At 41.9% G+C, this 18,719-nt stretch carries 24 protein-coding genes and 1 pseudogene; 3 read left to right on the top strand and 22 right to left on the bottom strand.

The features are described 5' to 3' along the window. Positions 1 to 314: 314 nt before the first annotated feature. From TY16_RS15885 to spoIIIAA, 8 genes are all read right to left on the bottom strand, one after another. Positions 315 to 878 carry a SpoIIIAH-like family protein gene (locus TY16_RS15885; RefSeq protein ID WP_043932820.1) on the bottom strand — a complete coding sequence of 188 codons (564 nt, stop codon included), beginning with the start codon at positions 876 to 878 and terminating at the stop codon, positions 315 to 317. A 2-nt stretch (positions 879 to 880) separates the two neighbouring features. Beyond that, a complete protein-coding gene (gene spoIIIAG, locus TY16_RS15880; RefSeq protein ID WP_043932819.1) occupies positions 881 to 1,543 on the bottom strand; it encodes a stage III sporulation protein AG in 663 nt (220 codons plus the stop codon). After that, the gene (spoIIIAF, locus tag TY16_RS15875) at positions 1,533 to 2,165 is read right to left on the bottom strand and encodes a stage III sporulation protein AF (RefSeq protein ID WP_043932818.1); all 633 of its coding nucleotides are present in this window, start codon (positions 2,163 to 2,165) and stop codon (positions 1,533 to 1,535) included. The genes spoIIIAG and spoIIIAF overlap by 11 nt, the downstream gene beginning before the upstream one ends. A 13-nt stretch (positions 2,166 to 2,178) precedes the next feature. After that, positions 2,179 to 3,366 (bottom strand): stage III sporulation protein AE, encoded by a 1,188-nt coding sequence (spoIIIAE, locus tag TY16_RS15870; RefSeq protein ID WP_043932817.1) that lies wholly within the window; start codon positions 3,364 to 3,366, stop codon positions 2,179 to 2,181. Positions 3,367 to 3,544: 178 nt separating this feature from the next. Beyond that, the gene (gene spoIIIAD / locus TY16_RS15865; protein WP_269320349.1) at positions 3,545 to 3,934 is read right to left on the bottom strand and encodes a stage III sporulation protein AD; all 390 of its coding nucleotides are present in this window, start codon (positions 3,932 to 3,934) and stop codon (positions 3,545 to 3,547) included. 16 nt (positions 3,935 to 3,950) lie between these two features. Further along, positions 3,951 to 4,154 carry a stage III sporulation protein AC gene (gene spoIIIAC, locus TY16_RS15860; protein WP_043932815.1) on the bottom strand — a complete coding sequence of 68 codons (204 nt, stop codon included), beginning with the start codon at positions 4,152 to 4,154 and terminating at the stop codon, positions 3,951 to 3,953. A gap of 12 nt (positions 4,155 to 4,166) precedes the next feature. After that, entirely contained in the window at positions 4,167 to 4,682 is a 516-nt protein-coding gene (gene spoIIIAB / locus TY16_RS15855) for a stage III sporulation protein SpoIIIAB (RefSeq protein WP_043932814.1), read from the bottom strand. Beyond that, positions 4,683 to 5,606 (bottom strand): stage III sporulation protein AA, encoded by a 924-nt coding sequence (spoIIIAA, locus tag TY16_RS15850; RefSeq protein WP_043932813.1) that lies wholly within the window; start codon positions 5,604 to 5,606, stop codon positions 4,683 to 4,685. A gap of 164 nt (positions 5,607 to 5,770) precedes the next feature. Between spoIIIAA and TY16_RS15845 the strand changes: the two genes are divergently transcribed. Further along, the gene (locus TY16_RS15845; protein WP_043932812.1) at positions 5,771 to 6,433 is read left to right on the top strand and encodes an SIMPL domain-containing protein; all 663 of its coding nucleotides are present in this window, start codon (positions 5,771 to 5,773) and stop codon (positions 6,431 to 6,433) included. Between the two features lie 352 nt (positions 6,434 to 6,785). Here the strand turns inward: TY16_RS15845 and TY16_RS15840 are convergent, their stop codons facing one another. The 12 genes and pseudogenes from TY16_RS15840 to TY16_RS15790 all read right to left on the bottom strand — a co-directional run bounded on the left by TY16_RS15840 (position 6,786) and on the right by TY16_RS15790 (position 16,338). Next, positions 6,786 to 7,364 (bottom strand): TlpA family protein disulfide reductase, encoded by a 579-nt coding sequence (locus TY16_RS15840; protein WP_231505635.1) that lies wholly within the window; start codon positions 7,362 to 7,364, stop codon positions 6,786 to 6,788. Between the two features lie 101 nt (positions 7,365 to 7,465). After that, positions 7,466 to 7,591, bottom strand: coding sequence for a CcmD family protein (locus TY16_RS25790; protein ID WP_081773012.1), 126 nt, complete (start codon positions 7,589 to 7,591; stop codon positions 7,466 to 7,468). A gap of 12 nt (positions 7,592 to 7,603) precedes the next feature. After that, positions 7,604 to 8,365, bottom strand: a complete 762-nt coding sequence (locus TY16_RS15835) for a cytochrome c biogenesis protein (RefSeq protein WP_081773011.1) — start codon at positions 8,363 to 8,365, stop codon at positions 7,604 to 7,606. 3 nt (positions 8,366 to 8,368) lie between these two features. Then, positions 8,369 to 9,049: a heme exporter protein CcmB gene (locus tag TY16_RS15830; RefSeq protein ID WP_043932811.1), complete on the bottom strand. Its 681-nt coding sequence runs from the start codon at positions 9,047 to 9,049 to the stop codon at positions 8,369 to 8,371. Then, positions 9,046 to 9,750 carry an ABC transporter ATP-binding protein gene (locus tag TY16_RS15825; RefSeq protein ID WP_043932810.1) on the bottom strand — a complete coding sequence of 235 codons (705 nt, stop codon included), beginning with the start codon at positions 9,748 to 9,750 and terminating at the stop codon, positions 9,046 to 9,048. The genes TY16_RS15830 and TY16_RS15825 overlap by 4 nt, the downstream gene beginning before the upstream one ends. Before the next feature lie 22 nt (positions 9,751 to 9,772). Continuing rightward, positions 9,773 to 10,759, bottom strand: coding sequence for a hypothetical protein (locus TY16_RS15820; protein WP_043932809.1), 987 nt, complete (start codon positions 10,757 to 10,759; stop codon positions 9,773 to 9,775). Beyond that, the gene (locus TY16_RS15815; protein ID WP_231505634.1) at positions 10,756 to 11,118 is read right to left on the bottom strand and encodes a hypothetical protein; all 363 of its coding nucleotides are present in this window, start codon (positions 11,116 to 11,118) and stop codon (positions 10,756 to 10,758) included. Before TY16_RS15815 ends, TY16_RS15820 begins: the two co-directional genes overlap by 4 nt. A gap of 12 nt (positions 11,119 to 11,130) precedes the next feature. Further along, on the bottom strand, positions 11,131 to 11,640 hold the full coding sequence (locus TY16_RS15810; RefSeq protein WP_043932808.1) for a cytochrome c-type biogenesis protein: 510 nt from the start codon (positions 11,638 to 11,640) through the stop codon (positions 11,131 to 11,133). Then, on the bottom strand, positions 11,641 to 13,623 hold the full coding sequence (locus tag TY16_RS15805) for a heme lyase CcmF/NrfE family subunit (protein WP_043932807.1): 1,983 nt from the start codon (positions 13,621 to 13,623) through the stop codon (positions 11,641 to 11,643). A gap of 25 nt (positions 13,624 to 13,648) precedes the next feature. Then, entirely contained in the window at positions 13,649 to 14,101 is a 453-nt protein-coding gene (locus tag TY16_RS15800; protein ID WP_043932806.1) for a cytochrome c maturation protein CcmE, read from the bottom strand. Between the two features lie 13 nt (positions 14,102 to 14,114). Continuing rightward, positions 14,115 to 15,179 carry a hypothetical protein gene (locus TY16_RS15795; protein ID WP_043932805.1) on the bottom strand — a complete coding sequence of 355 codons (1,065 nt, stop codon included), beginning with the start codon at positions 15,177 to 15,179 and terminating at the stop codon, positions 14,115 to 14,117. 591 nt (positions 15,180 to 15,770) lie between these two features. Next, positions 15,771 to 16,338 (bottom strand): annotated as a pseudogene (locus TY16_RS15790) (GNAT family N-acetyltransferase). A 55-nt stretch (positions 16,339 to 16,393) separates the two neighbouring features. Here TY16_RS15790 and TY16_RS15785 point away from each other — a divergent pair. Together TY16_RS15785 and TY16_RS26320 are read left to right on the top strand one after the other, a co-directional pair. After that, positions 16,394 to 16,690 carry a hypothetical protein gene (locus TY16_RS15785; RefSeq protein ID WP_043932804.1) on the top strand — a complete coding sequence of 99 codons (297 nt, stop codon included), beginning with the start codon at positions 16,394 to 16,396 and terminating at the stop codon, positions 16,688 to 16,690. A 133-nt stretch (positions 16,691 to 16,823) separates the two neighbouring features. Further along, positions 16,824 to 16,979 (top strand): hypothetical protein, encoded by a 156-nt coding sequence (locus TY16_RS26320; RefSeq protein WP_155922265.1) that lies wholly within the window; start codon positions 16,824 to 16,826, stop codon positions 16,977 to 16,979. A gap of 56 nt (positions 16,980 to 17,035) precedes the next feature. Here TY16_RS26320 and TY16_RS15780 read toward each other — a convergent pair whose 3' ends face one another. Beyond that, positions 17,036 to 17,695, bottom strand: coding sequence for a cytochrome c (locus TY16_RS15780; RefSeq protein WP_043932803.1), 660 nt, complete (start codon positions 17,693 to 17,695; stop codon positions 17,036 to 17,038). 112 nt (positions 17,696 to 17,807) lie between these two features. Beyond that, positions 17,808 to 18,479 (bottom strand): response regulator, encoded by a 672-nt coding sequence (locus tag TY16_RS15775; RefSeq protein WP_043932802.1) that lies wholly within the window; start codon positions 18,477 to 18,479, stop codon positions 17,808 to 17,810. Positions 18,480 to 18,719 lie beyond the last annotated feature (240 nt).

Raw genomic sequence — 18,719 nt, 5'->3', positions numbered from 1 at the left:
CTTGTCTAAGTTCAATATGAAAAGAATTTATATCCATCCCTTACTTAATTGTAAATCTTTTAATAGAAAAAAGAAATTTTCAACTGTGCTCTATGTAATTATTGCCAAATGTTATATTTATTGATTCATCTTCGAATTTGGGTCCTGTTTCATTAAAAGAAGCTCTTAGCAGGGACAGAAAGGGAATCTTTTAAAATAATGCCGTATGTTTTCCGTCTATTAGAATAGGTTTCAGATTAGCATTTCACGGGTTCTCCCACAGCAAGCTATCTTATCCTATAGAAAAAGCCAGGCCACTAGGCCCGGCTTTCGTCTTATTTGGATGGCTGGAATTCGACCGCAGTAATTTTCATCGAACCGACCTCATTGCGGACAAGCTGAATGATTTGATTTGCAGCCTGTGGAGAGTGCTCTTTTTTTGATTTAACTGTCACTCGTACATTCTCTCCATCCGCACGTACCAGTGCATCTTCATAGCCCATGGTGGTCTTAAGGAGGGTTTCAAGCATAGCTTCCGTGCGTCCAAGCTCATTGATTGCCTCGATTTTATCAGCTGCCTCGCTCTTTTTTTCTGCTGGAAGGTCGGAGGAGCCAATCATCGTTTCATATTCCTCTTTCATTTGATTGCGCTGGTCCGTAAGCTCAAGTCGAATCGTTTCAAATGCTTCATCATTTGTTGTTTCGGTTACGATTGTTTTCCCATCTTCAGATTGGGATGTGGCAGTTTCCTTGCCTGCATCAGCCTTCTCCTTTGTCTCCTCGCTTATTGAAGCCAAATCCTTGCCGCTTTGCGGGTCAGATGTGACATAATAAACCGAAAGAACGATAACTAAACTTAGCATTGTCAGCAGCCAAACCGTTTGTTTTTTTAATAACATAATCAGGAATCCCCCTTATTTTTTTTAGGCATGACAGCGACCCGATGGCTTGGAACCCCCAAGGCCCTTGTAACCGCCTCTATAATCCATTTTTTAACTTCTATATTATCCGCTCCGCGGGCCACTACAAGAACCCCGCGAATTTCGGGTTTTTTGGTTTCTACAACAATAGGCTCCTCTTTTTCTCCATTCCGGATTATGACGAGCTGCTCGTCTACAGAAGCATCCTCAACCTGCCGTTTACCGCCTTCACGATCGGTTTCATCGGTTGTCTGCCTTTTGGTGACCGTATTTTTTTCAAGAACTCGGGATTCAGTAGATTCCAGATTCACAACAACCGTTACATCATCGACCCCAAGCATGTCCTCAAGTGCATCCTTTAATTGAGTCTCATAGGCCCGCTCATAATCCGTAGCTGTTTCTTTCTTTGTTTTCTTTTGCCCGAATACGGCCATTTCTTCTTCCTGGCCTGTTTGATCTACTCCGGCTGTTGCTTCTAGTGCCTGATTGTTGGAGAGGAAGACATTGCCTACCAGCATAAATGCCGCGCCAATACAAAGGACAAGTGCCATATACTGGTATTTCATCTGTTTTTTATCGTTTTGCCCATCTCCATTCAGCTTTTTCTTAAGCCAGGAGAACGGGCCACCATGATTATTGCCCACCCTTGTTCATCCCTCCCTCGATGGCGATTACAATTTTTTCTGCAGGTACCTGCCATTTACTCGCCAGGAATGCCCGAACCTCATCAACTTGCTTATTAGCTGGTTTTTCTTGTGAGGATCTGGTTGTCTGAATATTAATTACTTCAACTGTTTTGATCGCCTGGGCTTCCTCTTCCGGCTCGGCCAATTGTAAGGATACTTCGTCAATATGCTCCGGAAGGCTCTGCCCGTCCGCTTTTTCTGCAGCAACCGATATCCCTGCAATCTGGTACCCGAACTGCTTCATCAACTCCTCTTCCGCGTCCTTCTTAAGTTGGACAGCCATTTGTTCTAAAATATATGCATGTTGTGTCTCCTGTATTTCTTTTTTCTGCGATTCTAGTAAACTTTTGCTATTTTCACCGTTACTGTAAGCCTCAAGTGCTGGAATTGAAGCTAATGTCTCTTCAAAATCGTTAGAAATCAGCTTCAGGATTGGACTTAGAATGATAGCAATAAGAAGGAGCCCTGTTACGATTTTCGCATATTTTTGCATGGCTGAGCTTGGCATGAGCATATCAATGATAGTTGCTAAGAGGATGAACAAAATGATATTGGTAACCCATTCTATTAGAAAATCCATTCCATTCCCCTCCTTACCTCATCATCATTGTTATATTTCCAGATGCAACAATGACAGCAATACACAAAAAGAACATAAGCGAAACAATTCCCAGCGAAGCAAATACATAAATAATATTCTTGCCTATCATATCAAGGCATGAAATGATTGGGCCGCCGCCAAGCGGCTGAAGGATCGCTGCAGCGAGTTTATATATAAAGGCAATCATAAGAATTTTAATTGCTGGAAAAGCCGCAATGAGCAGCAGCAGCACAACCCCGAATATTCCTACTGAATTCTTCAGAAGGACTGAAGCCCCTATTACAGTATCCGCTGCGTCCGTGAACACCCTCCCAATAACTGGAACAAAATTCCCGGTAAGAAACTTTGCCGTTCTAATCGCAATCCCATCCGAAACCGCCGAGGTAGCACCCTGAACGGAAAGGACACCAAGAAACACAGTAAGAAATATACCAAGAAGACCGATACTCCAGTTTTTAAGCATACTGGCAAGCTGGGTGACTTTATAATGTTCTGACATTGTACTGACAATGCTGAGCAGTGTAGACAGGAACAGTAAAGGCAAAACGACAGTTTCTACGAGGAATCCACTTACATTCATCAGAAACAGAACAACAGGATGGAAGAAGGCTGCAGATACAACCCCGCCGGAAGCAGCAATCAATCCCAGCAGCAGTGGTATTAATGCAAGGATGAAGGTCGACATTGTCCTGATTGCCTCATTTGTATAATCGATAACAATATGAAAACTATTCAGGGCTAAAATTACTAAAACCATAAATACAATTGAATAGGCTACTTTGCTGATGGTGCTTTTCTCAAACGCATTTTGCAGGGATTGGAGGAACATGCTGAAAATCGTTAATAATATAATTGATCCCATCAGCTTTCCATTTGAAATGAACTCATGGAACGCAAATTTCATGAAACCTTTTGCCCACTCTTCAAGTGAAAACTGTTTGTCCCCTTTCAGGAATTCATAAAGACTTCCCTTTTGGCTTTCGGGGAGGAATCCCCCGTATTCCTCCGATAGGTTCTCCCAATATTCCATTACTTCGGATAATTCCATCCGTTCAAGCTGGGCATTTACAAGCTCTTCAGTTCCCTTGGAAACTGTTTCTGCTGAGGCAAGGGCTGGAATAGGTATTAAAAACAAGAAAAATAGAATAAGTGTTGGAATTATGCATAATCTAAACTTCATATTTTCACCTCAGTTTTTCCCACCTTAAGGGACCGTAAGCCCTAAAGGGCAACTGTCTCTAAAGGTCCGATTGGTTCACCTAACCATCAGCTAGCTGATGGAAGGTTCACTTTATCCCACCTTAAGGGACCGTAAGACTGTTGTAGAGGCAAAGTTCACAGTTGTTCACGGTCCCTGCTTAGCTTGGTATTAATTTAATGATGGTTTCTATAAGCACTGTCAGGATTGGAATGGCCATCGTTAGAATCAGGATTTTCCCGCCCAATTCAATTTTCGAGGCAATCGCTCCCTGCCCCGCATCCTTTGTTACTTGAGAAGCAAACTCCGCAATATATGCAATTCCAATAATCTTTAAGATGGTTTCCACGTACACAAGGTTCACATGTGCGTTGGCAGCTATCCGTTCTATCATTGAAATGATTTGATGAATTTGATCAATCAGAAAAAGAAAGATCACACACCCAGTGAACAAGACGAGCAGAAAGGCGAAGTTTGGCTTTTGTTCCTTGATAATCATCGCTAGAAACGTAGCGATCAATGAAACTCCAACTATTTTTAGAATCTCAATTTTAAAGTCCTCCCCTCTACTGAAACAGAAAGACTGATTTTATTTTTTGGAATAGCCCGTCTACAATTGTGGCTACCTGGAACAGGATGTAGATGAAGCCAAAAAGAGTTACCCATTGGGCATATTCCTTCTTTCCGACCTGATCTAAGACTGTGTGCAAAAACGCGACAACAATTCCTACGCCGGCAATTTTAAAAATAATATCGACATCCAACCCCATTCCAATTCCCTCCTATATCATGACAATAATGAGAAGCAGGCCTGAGAAGAAACCGAGGCTCTTCATCATTTTTTCATATTTTGATTGTTTATCCCTTGCCTCGGCTTCTTCTCTTTCAAGGTGATTAAGTGTAAGCTGGATTTGTTTTTGCTGGGATACACGATCATGACGGCCAAGAGTTTCCCCAAATTGGCTCATAATCTCAAATTCGCCCTGCTTCAATGCAGTCAGCTTCCATACTTCCCGCAAACTCTCATCCCAAGCTTCCTTAACAGTCGTTTCCGTTGTCGCAAGCCTGTTCCCGAATGATTCAAAAAGCCACGATAAAGGACGTGAAAGCTGGGCGGCCAGCCTTCTTGATGCTTCATGAAGAGGAGTATGGCCATACATGATTTCGGCTTCAAGGGATTGAAGTGCCGATTTGAGCTGACGAAGCTGCCTGGGCCGTTCACTCAGGTGCCTGGCCAATTCAAAACCAGCCCAGGTTGTTGATATGAGAATAAAGATGGCGCCAATTAATTTGATCATTTATGTCACCCCCACCATCCCGTTTACAGGATTCCCATCCCTGTCAAGTATCGTGACAATTGTCCCAGGGCCACTCGACCTTCCAAGGACAATAAACCGTTCAAAAATATGCGAGTTAATTAGCATCGTTAAGGACGGCCTATTCCTCACTTCATCCAGGGAACCTCCATGTACTGTTGTCATAATCTTGATCCCGGCATGGACCGCTTCCAGGATTGCCTCCGAATCTTCTTTTCTGCCAATTTCATCCGCTATTATGACATCGGGACTCATCGAACGAATCAGCATCATAATCCCTTCTGCCTTAGGACAAGCGTCAAGGATGTCGACTCTTGGGCCGAAGGTGAGCTGTGGTATCCCGTTCACACACCCCGCGATTTCAGAGCGTTCATCGACAATACCCGCTTTTGATGGCCTGATCTGGTGTTCTAAGTCCCCGAGTGAAATTAGCCTTGCCATATCTCTTAAAAGGGTTGTCTTCCCGGTTTGTGGAGGGCCGATTATCATCGTGTGCAGCCATCCTTTTTTATAAATAAAAGGAATCAATTGTCTTGAAATGCCGATTTTCTCTCTGGCAATTCGGATATTGAAAGAAGAAACATCCCTGATTGCCCTGACCTTTCCTTGTTCAAGAATTACTTTTCCAGCGAGGCCTACTCTGTGTCCACCAGAAACGGTTATATAACCTCTCATTAACTCCTCATCCATTGCATAGATTGAGTGTTTACTGATTTTTTGCAAGAGAAGGACTGCATCTTCTGGCTTGGCAATATAGCGGAGAAATACTGGTGCTCCTCTAACCGTAACCTCAATCGGCCTGTTGATCCGAATCCTGATTTCTTCTACATCTTCTTTTGATAGAGAGGGGATTTCTTCTAAAGCGTCAGTGATTGTTTTTGGCAAAAATTTTACGATGTTGTCCATTGGCATACTCCTCCCTTTCTGCACCTACCATAGTTAAAATGTATGCCTGTACATGCCCAATATGACTGTTAGCTTTAATCAAATAGAATCAATAACAGATGGTATGTATAAAAAACAAAGGAGTACAATTCATATAGAAAGGAAGATTGAAAGGAGGAAAAAATATGGCTGAAACTTTTGAAAGGCAATCCAACTTAAAGAAGGATATCATTCAAGTGCAGGGTGAGGGTTCCGTTGCCGCCAGTCCGGATACAGCAACAGTTACTGTGGGTGTTTCAACAGAAGTCCAGGACCTCGTACAAGGACAGCAGCAAAATGCCAGGGCTGTAGCAGCAGTTATCCAATCCATTCAGCAAACCGGGATTCCAGCTGAAAATATTAAGACACTCGATTATCGTATTGAATCAGTTTATGATTATAAGGACGGTGTTCAGACATTTCGCGGCTACAAGATTACTCATCTTTTACAGGTAACCATCTCCGATTTGGAAAAGGTAGGCACAGTAGTGGACACAGCTGTTCAAAATGGGGCCAATTACATTTCAGATATAGCTTTTACAGCCAAAAGGAAGGAGGGGCTTTATAATGAAGCCCTGGAATTGGCCGTTAGAAATTCTTTTAATAAGGCGAAAACAATAGCAGGTGCTATAAATGTTGCCCTTGACTCTGTTCCTGTTCAAGTTACCGAAGAAAATCGGATTGCAAGGCCACTGATGGAATATCAGGTTCCGATGGTTAAAGGGGCAACCAGCACCCCAATCCAGCCAGGCCAGCTGCTTATTGAGGCGACCGTAACAGCCATCTATACCTTTAAGCGGAAAGCATGAAAATACAAAAGGATTTAGCTTGAATGCTAAATTCTTTTTTAAAAATTATGTTAAACGACTATATCCTATAACACAGCCTTTTTAAGAAAGAGGGTTGATTAGAACCTGATTTAATTGAAACAGAAGGCGCGAAAATCGTTCGAAAATCCAAACTCTCTAAAGTATAATCATCCTCTAGTAAGCTATCGCTTAATTTCTTACAATGGTTATTCACTGAAACTTTCCTTTGTTGAGCTGAAATCTTAGATAACACAAAAAGAGTGTCCCATACATTCTCTTGGGACACTCTTTCTTATAGCGTATATACCATTACGATAAATGGAACAAAGTTTCTTGCCCAGCTTACACTTTTCTACTCATATTTGCTGACGAGATTGTATAATTCCATCTTTGTAATCGGGCCTTTAATATGTTCACGGATTACGCCTTTTTTATCAATAACAAAGGTTTCCGGCTGGCCGGTTACTCCGTAAAGTTTTGCTGTCTTGGAATTATAGTCGAATAAATAGGTGGAAGTTGTATTATGCTTTTCCATAAACTTCTTAACACGATCCCTGGTTTCCCCAAGATCGAGAATCAGAAGCTTATAACGGTCACCATATTCCTGTTCAAAGGCTTCCAGTTCAGGTGCTTCATCCACACATGGCCCGCACCAGGTTGCAAAATAGTTAATCACAACTACCTGGTCTTGATTATATTCCGAAAGCGTCCTCATCTTCCCATCGATATCTTCAAGCTCAAAGGCCGGAGCCGGGTCGCCAATTGTTGAAATATCTGCTTTTTTTGCCATGCTCATGCCGATAACGCCGAACAGTCCGAGCACGACAACGATGATTGTCATCCTGATGATTTTTTGTTTCATGGACGTTGTTTTCGGCTGCTCTTCAACAGAGGGATTTTCTTCAGTACCATTGATCTCTTCCTGATTCATGGTATTTCCTCCTGATACAGATTATTGATATTCCGCCTGTACCGCCTTGACGGAGATACCACATTGCAGGACCTGACATTTTCAGGTCCTGCAATGTAAAGTTATTTTTCCAATTGCTTCAAGAATTCGATTTCCTTCTTGAGATTTGTCTGACGTTTGCCGAGAACCGCAATATATCCGAAGATTAAAATCCAAGCTACTGAATATGCTCCATACATGAATTCCATTTTAGTTTCCTCCTAGTTTTCGATTGCTTCGCGAATTTTTTCTTTGTACTGAGTAACTTTGATTTTCATATTTTCAATTATGACACCCTTATGCAGCAGGAATGCATAGAGGAATGTCATTGCAGTAATGGAAGCAAGAAGCGCTACAAGCATCGTATCATCGATTCCGCCCCCAGATTGGTCTTTTCCTTCACCGAAAACGACTGGGTGGAATTTCGTATTCCACCAGCGGATTGCGAACCAAACGATTGGAACATCCGCGAACCCTATGATACCGAATACTGCACAAAGGCGAGCTTTTTTATCCCACGCGCCATCCATCTGGCGAATCATGATATAAGCGATATAGATAAACCATAAAATCAGAGTAGTAGTCAGACGCGGTTCCCAAGCCCACCAGACATTCCAGGAGGATTTTGCCCAGATTGGACCGGTCGTCAAAACGACTGTTGTAAACAAAACGCCAATCTCAGCAGAAATGTAAGCATATGTGTCATAAATCCGTTCCCGTTTCCAGAGAAATAGAATACTGAAAACAAATGTTACAAAGAAGGCAAGAAATGCAATCCAGGCTGTCGAAACGTGGATATAAAATATTTTTTGGACGACACCCATAAATTTTTCAATGTTCGCATACATGAATATCAAATAAATTGAGACCAGCATTGTTATAATGGTTCCACCAAACAAAACCTTAGAGACCAATGGGTTTCCAAAAGCTTTATCAGCTTTAAGATGGAGCACGGCACTGTCTTTATTGAGATTTAGATCCATCTCCTATACCTCCAACACATATTCTATTAATAAAAAGCAAAGGACGAAAAATATTACATCATACGCACCGATAAGTTGTATCCAGGCAATTGCACTTGGGAGTTTTTCAATGTTGGTGAGTATGATTTTAGTTGCTTGCACAGCACCAATCAATATCGGGCTGGTTATTGGGAATAGCAGGAGCGGCAGGAGCATTTCACTGCTCTTTGAGTTGGATGCCAGCACTGCAAGAAACGTCCCTATTGAGATAAAGCCAAATGTTCCAATAAATAAAACGAGAATGAAGTAACCAAAGCTGCCTGTAATTTTAAAGTCGAATAACAAGAATAAAAATGGCAGGGCGACTATCTCAACAATCAGCATCATGGCAAGGTTTGCCAGCATTTTCCCTAAAAAGATACTCGACTTGTCCATCGGTGCGATTAACAAGCTTTGCATTGTATCGTTTCGCTGTTCGGAAATGATAGACCTGTTCAGTCCTAGAATTCCTGAAAACACGATTATGACCCAGATGACTCCAGGAATCACTGCCTTGGTTGTGTTGTTCGCGGGATCAAATGCAAAGCTGAAAATCAGGATGACAAGCCCAGCAAAAATGGCCATTGTCACCAAGACTTGTTTTGTTTTAAATTCAGAGTATAAATCTTTTTTTGCCAGAAGGAGAGCGGGTTTTAAATAGTTCATGAAACTCCCTCCACCTGGTCGTTGTATTTTTCGGATAATAGGTCAATCATTTTATCCTCCAGGATAAAGTCATCCGCTATTTTTCCATTTTTAATGATGATAATCCGATCACATATCTCGGCTGCTTGTTTAAAGTCATGCGTTACCATTAAGGTAGTTGCACCCTTTTCCTTCATCCTCAGGATGACGTTGTTCAGGATTGAAATTGCTCCCTGGTCCAGCCCGGTATGTGGTTCGTCAAGAAAAAGGATTTCTGGATCATGGACGATTGCCCGAGCAATCGCTATACGTTGGATCATGCCGCGTGAAAAGTTTTTGACTGGTTCATTAAGAAAAAATGATAAACCTACCTCTTTGACTAACTCAACGGCTCTTTGTTCCGGATTCTTTATACCATATAGGTTTCCAAAGAATACAAGATTTTCACGAGGAGAATAGTGGTCATAGAGCAAACTAGAGTGAGGAAGATAACCAAACAGCTTCTTTATCTCTGACTGCTCTTTTCGAAGGTTGTACCCTCCTATTGTCACCTCACCCGTCGATGGCTTGATCAGTGTGGCTAGGACCTTCAGGAGTGTGCTTTTTCCCGCCCCGTTCGGCCCCAATATCCCGATTGTTTCTCCCTTGTTGATGGTGAGATTAATACCTCTCAAAATCAGTTTACTATCAGCCTGCTTGGTAAGCTTTTTTACTTCTATCATAAGAGACCCTCCTTGCGTGCTCTTACTCTACAAATCTCCTGAGCCCAAGCTTTACTTTGACCAGGTGCTGCTTGTAAGCCTCAAGCTTCGCATTATATTCGTCCTCGGAGAGCTCCCCATTGCCAAGATTTTCTTCGAGTTCAATAATTTTATCCATAATGGTCTTTTGCTTTGCCATAAGCAGCTTGAATGCTTTCTCATCTGAATCGTTCTCAAGCTTTTCTGCTTCTGCCCTATTTTTGACCCTGAAATAAGAGTAATAGCTTATACCGGCTATTAAAATAGCAGCCAGTATAATCATTAATATGTGTGGATCGAAGCTTTTCAATGGAGACTGGTACCACATCCGCAGGTGGCCCGGATTATGGAATGCAGGCGATTGTTTTGAAACGACAGAATCTGTACTATTTCCTCCAGTCTGAGCTGTTTCGCTTGGGCTTGGCTGTACATCCTTGTTATAGTTCATCGTCAGCTTTTGGTTTGCCTGAATGCCTTCTACACTATAGCCAACATACTTTTGATCTTCAAAATCAAAAGATCCCTGGTTAGTGGCCTTGATTCCCTTAAATTCAATACTCCCCATGCCTTCAGGTACTAGCACCTGCATCAATTGGGTCGGATAATCAAATGCAAGATTAATATCCTTGCCAGCCGGCATTCTGTAGCTATATGGCAGGACAACTGTTTGATTCCCTGGTATTGGATCTGTGGTAATAAAACCTGTATCAGTTTGTTTAGAGGTAATCTTCGCATCCATGAAAGCTAAATTTGTTGCACCCTCTGGCAAAGTTACATTGAGCACAGCCTCACTTCTGCCATCACCTTTATATTCCGCGGAATCGGTATTGGTGTAATTCACCATATACATCATATTAGTAGACCCGTCTTCAGCCGGACTAACGACTAAATAAAGCATATCTATGGTGATTTTCGATTCGGCTGCACTCGCCCCGGTTAATGGGGCGAGGAGCATTAGGCCGAGAAGGAAAATCGTGATTCTTTTAATCACTTTCCTTCCCCCTTTTTCCGATTCTTTTTCATGGATTCCTCAATTTCTCTTTCAACTTCAGCTAATAGATCAAGATCAACTTGTTTGTCCGCAGAAGCTTCTTCGTCCTTCATAATTTTAGTAACCTGGATTTCGTACTGCTTTTTCAGCTGTCGATAATCACTTTCGGACAATTTATCCATTTTGTATTCAAATTCAATTTCATTTAATGTTGTCAGCAATGCTTCCTTGGTCGCTGCATTCGTCTGGCTCTTTCTTGTATGGTCAAGGAAGGTGTCTTCTTTAAACAACGGCATTAGCACGAGGTAAAGGCAGCAGAGCAGAAACACAGCGGTAAGGAACATAAATACTAAATCCATTCTGTTCACATCCTAAAGATACTTTTTTCGTTCCTCGTCAATGATTGAAGAAAGGATTTCACCCTCTACTTCGTCAGTTCCGACAATTTCTTCTTCAATTGAGGTTTGAGGCCCTTTTCTCTTTACCCATTTCCTAATGACAAAGAATACCGCGGTCCCCGCTCCGCCCAGTGCAACAAATGGAAAGACCCAGGCAGTCAGGCTGAAACCTTCTTTTTCAGGAGCTGTCAGGATTTCTTCCCCATAAATGCCGATATAGTATTTACGGATTTCATCCTTATCCATGCCCTTGTTCATCATTCCCACGAGGTCTGCCTTGAATTCCACAGTCAGGTTACAGGTGTTCGGATCACATTCATAGTGGTCCTGCCCGCAGCCACATGTACAGGCAAACTGGGATGCAACTGCCTTAAATTCCGGGGACTTATAGTCAAATTCCTTATCCTTAGCTTCGGCAGGTGCTATTGCTGCCTGGAACAGGACCAGTGCAATCAGCAGCCCTGCATAAAGCTTTTTCAGCATTTAAACCACCTCCCTGGTTGTACCAGTATATCTAGGGGTAACATTTTGATATCTGCCGTTCCATACCGCAAACACCGAACCTATTACAATCAGGAATGATCCGACCCACATAGCGGTCATCATCGGAATTACTTTTACGATGAAGGTTGCCCTTCCATCATCTTCCCAGGCGCTGAGGATAATATATAAATCCTCAACTGCGTTTGAAATCAGTGCTACTTCCGAGGATGGCTGATCCCAGTTGCCGTAGAATACTTTTTCCACCTCGTAATTGCCTAATCTTTCACCATTTTTAAATACTGTCAAATCTGCGTAAACGATATCATTGATGCCTTCAGACCTTTGGTCCAGCTTGTCATAATTGATCCTGTAATCATCAATTTCAATAGAACCACCAACTTCAACAGTTTTCATTGTTTCATGGTCATAATTCTGAGAGCCGATAATTCCGACAGCAATAAAGGCGATACCTAAATGGACGATGTAGCCTCCATAACGGCGGCGGTTCTTTGTCATCAGGCGGTAAAGAGCAACAGGAATGCTTTCATGAGTCATTTTCCGGCGTGCCCTGACACCTCTATGAAACTCTAGATAGTGAGTGCATAGCAGAAGCGAGATGACACCATATCCAATGACAGCCCATGCCTTTGAGATTCCAAGGATAACCATCATGGCCATTGCCACAACCGCGATAATGGCTGGAATAAGGAAATTCTTTTTCAGATTTTTAAGGGATGATCTTTGCCATGCAAGCAGAGGACAAACCGCCATAACGAACATCATCGCTAGTAAAATTGGTGCCTGTGTTGCATTAAAGAATGGGATTCCGACCGTAACCTTGGTACCGCGGACTGCTTCAGAAACAAGTGGGAAAATAGTTCCCCAGAAGACTGCGAAGGCAGAACCTACAAGCAAAAGGTTATTAATTAGGAAACTGCTTTCTTTAGAGACATAGGAATTGAATTCCCCCGCACTCCGTTTGATTAGATTGTAGCGGCTCATAAGGACATACATTGCCCCAATTACGGCTACTCCCATGAAAATCAGGAAGTATAATCCAAGATTGGAGTTTGCAAAAGCGTGAACCGATGTCAATACACCACTTCGGACCAGGAATGTACCAAATAGAGTAAGAGCATACGAGATAATGATTAAGCTAATATTCCAAACCTTTAACATATTCTTACGTTCCTGAATCATGACAGAGTGCAGGAATGCTGTAGCTGTAAGCCAAGGCATAAAGGATGCGTTCTCAACAGGATCCCATGCCCAGTAACCGCCCCAGCCGAGCTCAACATACGCCCACTGGCCGCCGAAGATATTGCCAAGACTCAAGAATAGCCAGGCGATAATCGTCCATCTTCTCGTCATCTTGATCCAGAAGTCATCCATATTCTTCAGGATCAAGGCAGCCATTGCGAATGCGAATGGAACAGCCAGACCAACATAACCAAGGTACAGAGTAACAGGATGGATGATCATGCCAGGGTTCTGAAGCATCGGGTTAAGCCCTTTTCCTTCAACCGGAACTTCAGGCAGTATATTGAATGGATTTGCAACAAACGCAAGTACAAGGAAGAAGAACACGCCATTGGCCATCAGGATGGACATGATGTACGGAACCATCGGATTGCCTTTCATCTTCCGCGAAAAAACAATCATGACAATATAAAGTGTGAGGAAGAAAGTCCACAGAAGCAATGAGCCCGCGTTCCCTGCCCACAATGCAGTGAGTTTATAAACAATCGGAAGTTCACTGCTTGTATAGTCATTGACATATTCATATTGGAATTGGGAGGTTGCTAATAGGTAAAATAACGAAAGCATTGCGAGCGAAGCGCTTATGAACAGGCCAAGCGCCGCTCCTTTACCGCTGTTTACTAATTTTTGATTCTTTGTCACAATCCCGTAGGTTGTCACTAGTAATGAATAGATTGCCAATGCAAGGCCTACATAGATTGTCGCATTTGAGAATAAATACATATCGTCACCTTCTTTAATTTGGCTTCTATTCTTCGCTGGAAGGCTTGTTCAACTTGCTTTTATGTGCTTCCGGATCGTAGTTTTCAATATCTTCACCTTCATACTTGGAAGGGCAGCGAGTCTTAACCGTTTCCGCCTGGAAAGTATCTTTCTTAGTCGGTGCACCTTGGAGGATGACAATGACACCTTCCGAGAAGTTATCAGGCTTCACACCATTGTGGACGACGTGCATCAAATTGCCTTCATTGTCTTTAAGATCAAATCTCAGTTCAATCTTGTCTGCATTCCATTTGATTGATTCTTCAATTAGCAGGCCTTCAACCGTAACGAAATCGTCTTTATGCTTTTCCTGGTTAGCAAGCAAATCCTTCATGGTCAATTCAACGCCACTTGAACCTGGTGTAGCAGCCATAAGCAAAAAGATAATTGCTCCAGCAATGATAAATCCACCCAGCATGACAATTGTGTTCTTTTTCATACCTTACATCCCCCTAAATCAATTTTTTGACTTGCTCTTCGTAAGCTTCCTGATCAATCTTTCCATTCAACAGCTTTTTTCGAAGCTCTTTTATTTCATCTGCGTTTGATACGTTCTTTTTTACTTGTTTACCAGCAGGTTTTTTCTCTTTTGTCTTTTTCTGAGGAGTTGGGTTGTTTCGGTTGTCGGCTTTATTTTTAAAACCAAAGAACACGAACATGCCAGCAATGATGATAGATACTCCAATGATCGTTCCACCTGCAGCCCCGATTATCGGGCGGCCCCCATTTCCACCGTTTCCGCCACTTCCGTTGTTGGCTGCACCGGTAACCTGGTCAGTTGCAGTTTGGCCACTATGGTTTTCGTCATTTGGAGCCTTCGATGTTTCTACCATCGATAGAGTAGAAGCATTTCCTTTCTTTTTATAAGAAACTGCGTACTTTAGGGCATCCCCCTGTATGACACCCTTTTGCTGATAAAAAGCAATCTGCTCTCCATACTCGCTCTTCTGGGTGCTGGAAGGCTTTGGATCCATTACGATGTCAGTCGACTTTAGTGGTGCATACACAATGACGTCGATTGTTTCAACTGCTGATGGAGCCTTGTATTCATAAGTAAAATTTTTCTGCGAATCTTTTACAGCAATTGGGTTGGAATAGTACTCGACCACGAAGCTATAGGCAGCATCTTTTTTAATGGGCTTCTGAGGCTGAAATGTTACAACCCCCCGTTCTTTATCCACTTCGTAAGGACGCTGTACTTCCGGTTCTTCAGGACTTGGAAATTCGGCAACCAGATATATCTGGAAATCTTTTTCTTTAACCGGCACTGGGACTTCAATTTTACCCGTGTAATCTTGGCCGCTTTTATTGGTAATTGTTCCGTACAGGCCCACTAATAAGGATGGTTCCTCTTTCGGCCAATTTTCCGGATAATCAAACTCAGGCATGACTTGGATCTGCATTTCCTGATAGGGAAATTTATCAATAGGAAAACTTCCTTCAGCATTGGCCACGGTACCGTCTACCGATAAAGCAATTGCGGCCCCTAGCACTACCGACAAAATTTTATTGAACATGTTAATCCTCCTTGGCTTGTGGAAAACCCTTGACTAGTTAGTACTATTTTCCACTATAGTCCTCTTTGAAATAAATATAATCGACAGTACTACTTCGTGGGTTATTCACTCTTGAACATTTTGTTAAAGGGAAAGAAACGTTGGGTTTTTGACATCAAAAGAACATAAAATGTTCACATTTGGCTTCCACTTGTTTTTTAACGAACTTCAACGAAAAGAATTCAAAGAATTTACTAGTGATTCTGTTAATTTTCTACCTTGTGAAGTTTTTAACATATGAATGTTTGGTGGTGAATCCGAATCCCCCATTTCCTTATTTCTAAAAATGATTACTATGTATTTAGTAAAATCACTAATTCTTATTTCCTATATTTACTATAATGCCTATCCTTTTTTACCAGTTATTCCAGATATGAACGTTTTGTTAAACCTGGCTAATATATAGTAATAACTAGTGAATTTTGATTTTCGTCCCAGGGAAGCTATTTTTAAGTAATTTAGTAAAAAAACAGCTTGGGGCCTAATGGCTCCAAGCTGTTTATCTCATATATAAAGGCACTTAATTTTCATTGTACTTACGTATCTGTGAGACTATTTACTACTTTGCCATTCACTTTTTTGAAGAGTGAAATGTTTATAATTGTGATTTTCAATTTCAATGTCCCCGACATACTTGAACCCAGTTTTTTGAATCACTCTATTCGAACTTATATTTTGCGCGAGAACAATAGTATTTAAAAGTTCGACAGTTGTTTTTTCAAATAAATAGGTAATTAATCCTTTAACTGCTTTTGTTGTAAAACCTCTATTTCTAAAATGCTTTGATATAGCATAAGCAATCTCTCTATTTGGCGAAGGAAGTTCCTCTTTTATTCCCGTGCTGCAAAAACCGATAAACTGGCCAGTTTCCTTTAGGATAATTCCTAATTTCAAATAGTTTTTGCTTTTCGATATTTGGCACTGCAGTTAAAAATCTTTTGTTGGACGGTATTTCATAATTTGTTACCCAGTCTAAACGTTGTTCTCTTGTTGATCTCCAATCAGGCAAGTATTCATAAACTTTAGGTTGAGAGGTAATTTCGTAAATAGCATCTACATCTCCTATGATAAATTCCCGCAGTAAAATTTCTCCACAGTCAATTGTAAATAAATTGTTCAAGTTTCCAACCCCTTGTTTCTTTTTTTAAGGCTGTGTTAAAGGTGAATGTTGATTTTTGATCAGTGTTGATTGGAGCGGAAGGTGCCGACTCGTTCGAAAATGCAAAAAGCGCATTTTCTCCTGCGGTGCTTTTTTAGGGATGATTATTCCACGTCCTGCGGGAGAAGCGGGTCAGCGGGAGACCCCACAGGCGCTTGCGCCGAGGAGAATGAAATGTGTATGTGCCTTGGTCAGCCCCGACAAGCGCTCCTCGAAAATGCAAAAAACGCATTTTCTTCGTGCGATGTTTATGCTTCCGAAGCATACTCTTGTGGTGGGCCTGAAGGAGAAGTCGCTTTTTGACTTCACCTGAGGGACCGAAGCGACCTCGAGGGGCTAGGCACTGAAGCAAGACCAGCTCCCGGACCCGCCCGCGGAAAGCGTGCGACTCGTGACAGGCAAAGGGCGCCCGTCTCTGCGATGACTATTCTGAGGAGCTTTCCTTTGTGGAGCGTAAATCAACAGCTAAGTTTTACAGAGCCTTTTTAAAAAAATTCTTTAAAAAATGGAAATTTCCTGCTTCAACCATAATGCTAGGCTTAGATAAAGCTTTTTACAAAAAGAAGCAGTCCAATCCAGTTGCGAATCGGGCTGCAAAATGATTTATTAAGTTAGAAATTTCACCCAATTACATCTATCGGTACCAGGATTTCATCGTCTATTTTTCTTTTTCCAGGGCACGGATAAACACGACAACATCCGAGATTTCCTGCTTGCTCAATTGACGGACACCATCTAGCCCTTTAAGGGACGGAGCCATCCGGGTTTCTTCCCGGCCGTAGGCAACTCCGATCCAGATCTGTCTATCCGATGTGTATTTCAAGTGCTCCGGATTAGCAAGAACCGTTCCCATACTCTTCTTGCCAGCACCCTTTTCACCATGGCATGTCAGGCAAGAACGGTTGTATATTTTCTCCCCGGCAACTGGATCTCCTTCAATTTTTTCAGGAACTTCGAAATTGATCTCATCCTTTTGCCAGCTTCTCATAAAATCAACGACATTCTGCAATTGTTCTTCAGACATTCTCTCTCCATATGCGGGCATTGCAGCAGCGGGACGGCCATATTTTACACTGTTGTACAAATCCTCATCTGAAGAGTAGCTTAAATAGACTTGGCTATTAAGTGCAGTTCCTACTTTTGATCCTTCACCTTTGCCAGTATCGCCATGGCAAAGTGCACATTCAGCCTTATAGATCTTCTCGCCGGCCTGGACCGATTCATAATTCTTGCCTTTAAATCCATTTGTGCCAACAAATACCGATATTCCAATTATGACGACAAGAATGTAGCTGCCGATTAATAATTTTTTCTTCATTATCTGCACCCTTGCTTTGGACTCATTTAGCAAAAGTCCTTATTTTTTCTGATTACTGTATGGCATTGGGCTCCTTTTACTGAAAGCCAAACTATTAGTAGCGAAGCTCAGATTAAACAAGCTGCAGCCAGCCTTCCTTTTTTGCATAATTGGCAGCTGAAAGGCGGTTATTCATCTGGAGTTTCTCCATGATATTTCTAATGTGATTCTTAACGGTGTTTTCAGAAATAAAAAGTGCATTTGCGATTTGACGGTTGGTCATACCTTTAATGACATGGCTAAGAATTTCCTTCTCTCTCCGTGTCAGTACATTTTCCTTCTTCTCGGCAACCTCTTCATTTTCGGCCGCACTAAGACCTCCACAAGTATTTGCCTCCATTACTTTCTTGGCCAACGGGCTCGAGATGATATATTCTCCTCGATAGGCCATATGAATGAAAACAAGCAACTCGTTCGGGAGGAGATGTTTTGTCAGATAACCTTTGGCACCATACCTAATTGCTTCCATTAGGCTTTCTTCACTATCATCGTTTGTCATCATTAACACATTCAATTCGGGAAGGTCCTTCATTATTTTCTTCAGTGCGTCTATTCCTCCGACTGTCGGCATGTCTACATCCATCAAGATTACATCTGGCTTTATTTCCAAAGCCAGTTCCACAGCTTCTTTGCCATTATGCGCCTCTCCTACTACTTCAAGAGAACTATCATCATTGATAATACTTTCTAGTCCTTTCAGGAACATATAATGATCGTCGACTATTAATACTTTTATTTTCTCCATCAGGCTATTTGCCTCCCCTAACCCGCGAGGCGGTTTTGACCGTCGTAGGCTTCTAATATAGTAATGTGAGATAAATATCCCACTAAATTACTATTGATTAGTTATATTTTAGTCCCCTCATATCCTACTGACTAGTTATCTGGGAGGATGTTTATAAAACGTTCAAATTTAGGGTTGGCAATCTTCACAATTTCTTCATAAGTTTGTGCTTATAACTAAAAAAACAGGAAAATAGCTGCC

Source organism: Bacillus sp. EB01, assembly GCF_000613125.1.
In the GTDB taxonomy this organism is placed as follows: domain Bacteria; phylum Bacillota; class Bacilli; order Bacillales; family Cytobacillaceae; genus Bacillus_D.
Note: the sequence above shows the minus strand (reverse complement) of the source record. Positions and strands in the feature narration are given on the sequence as shown.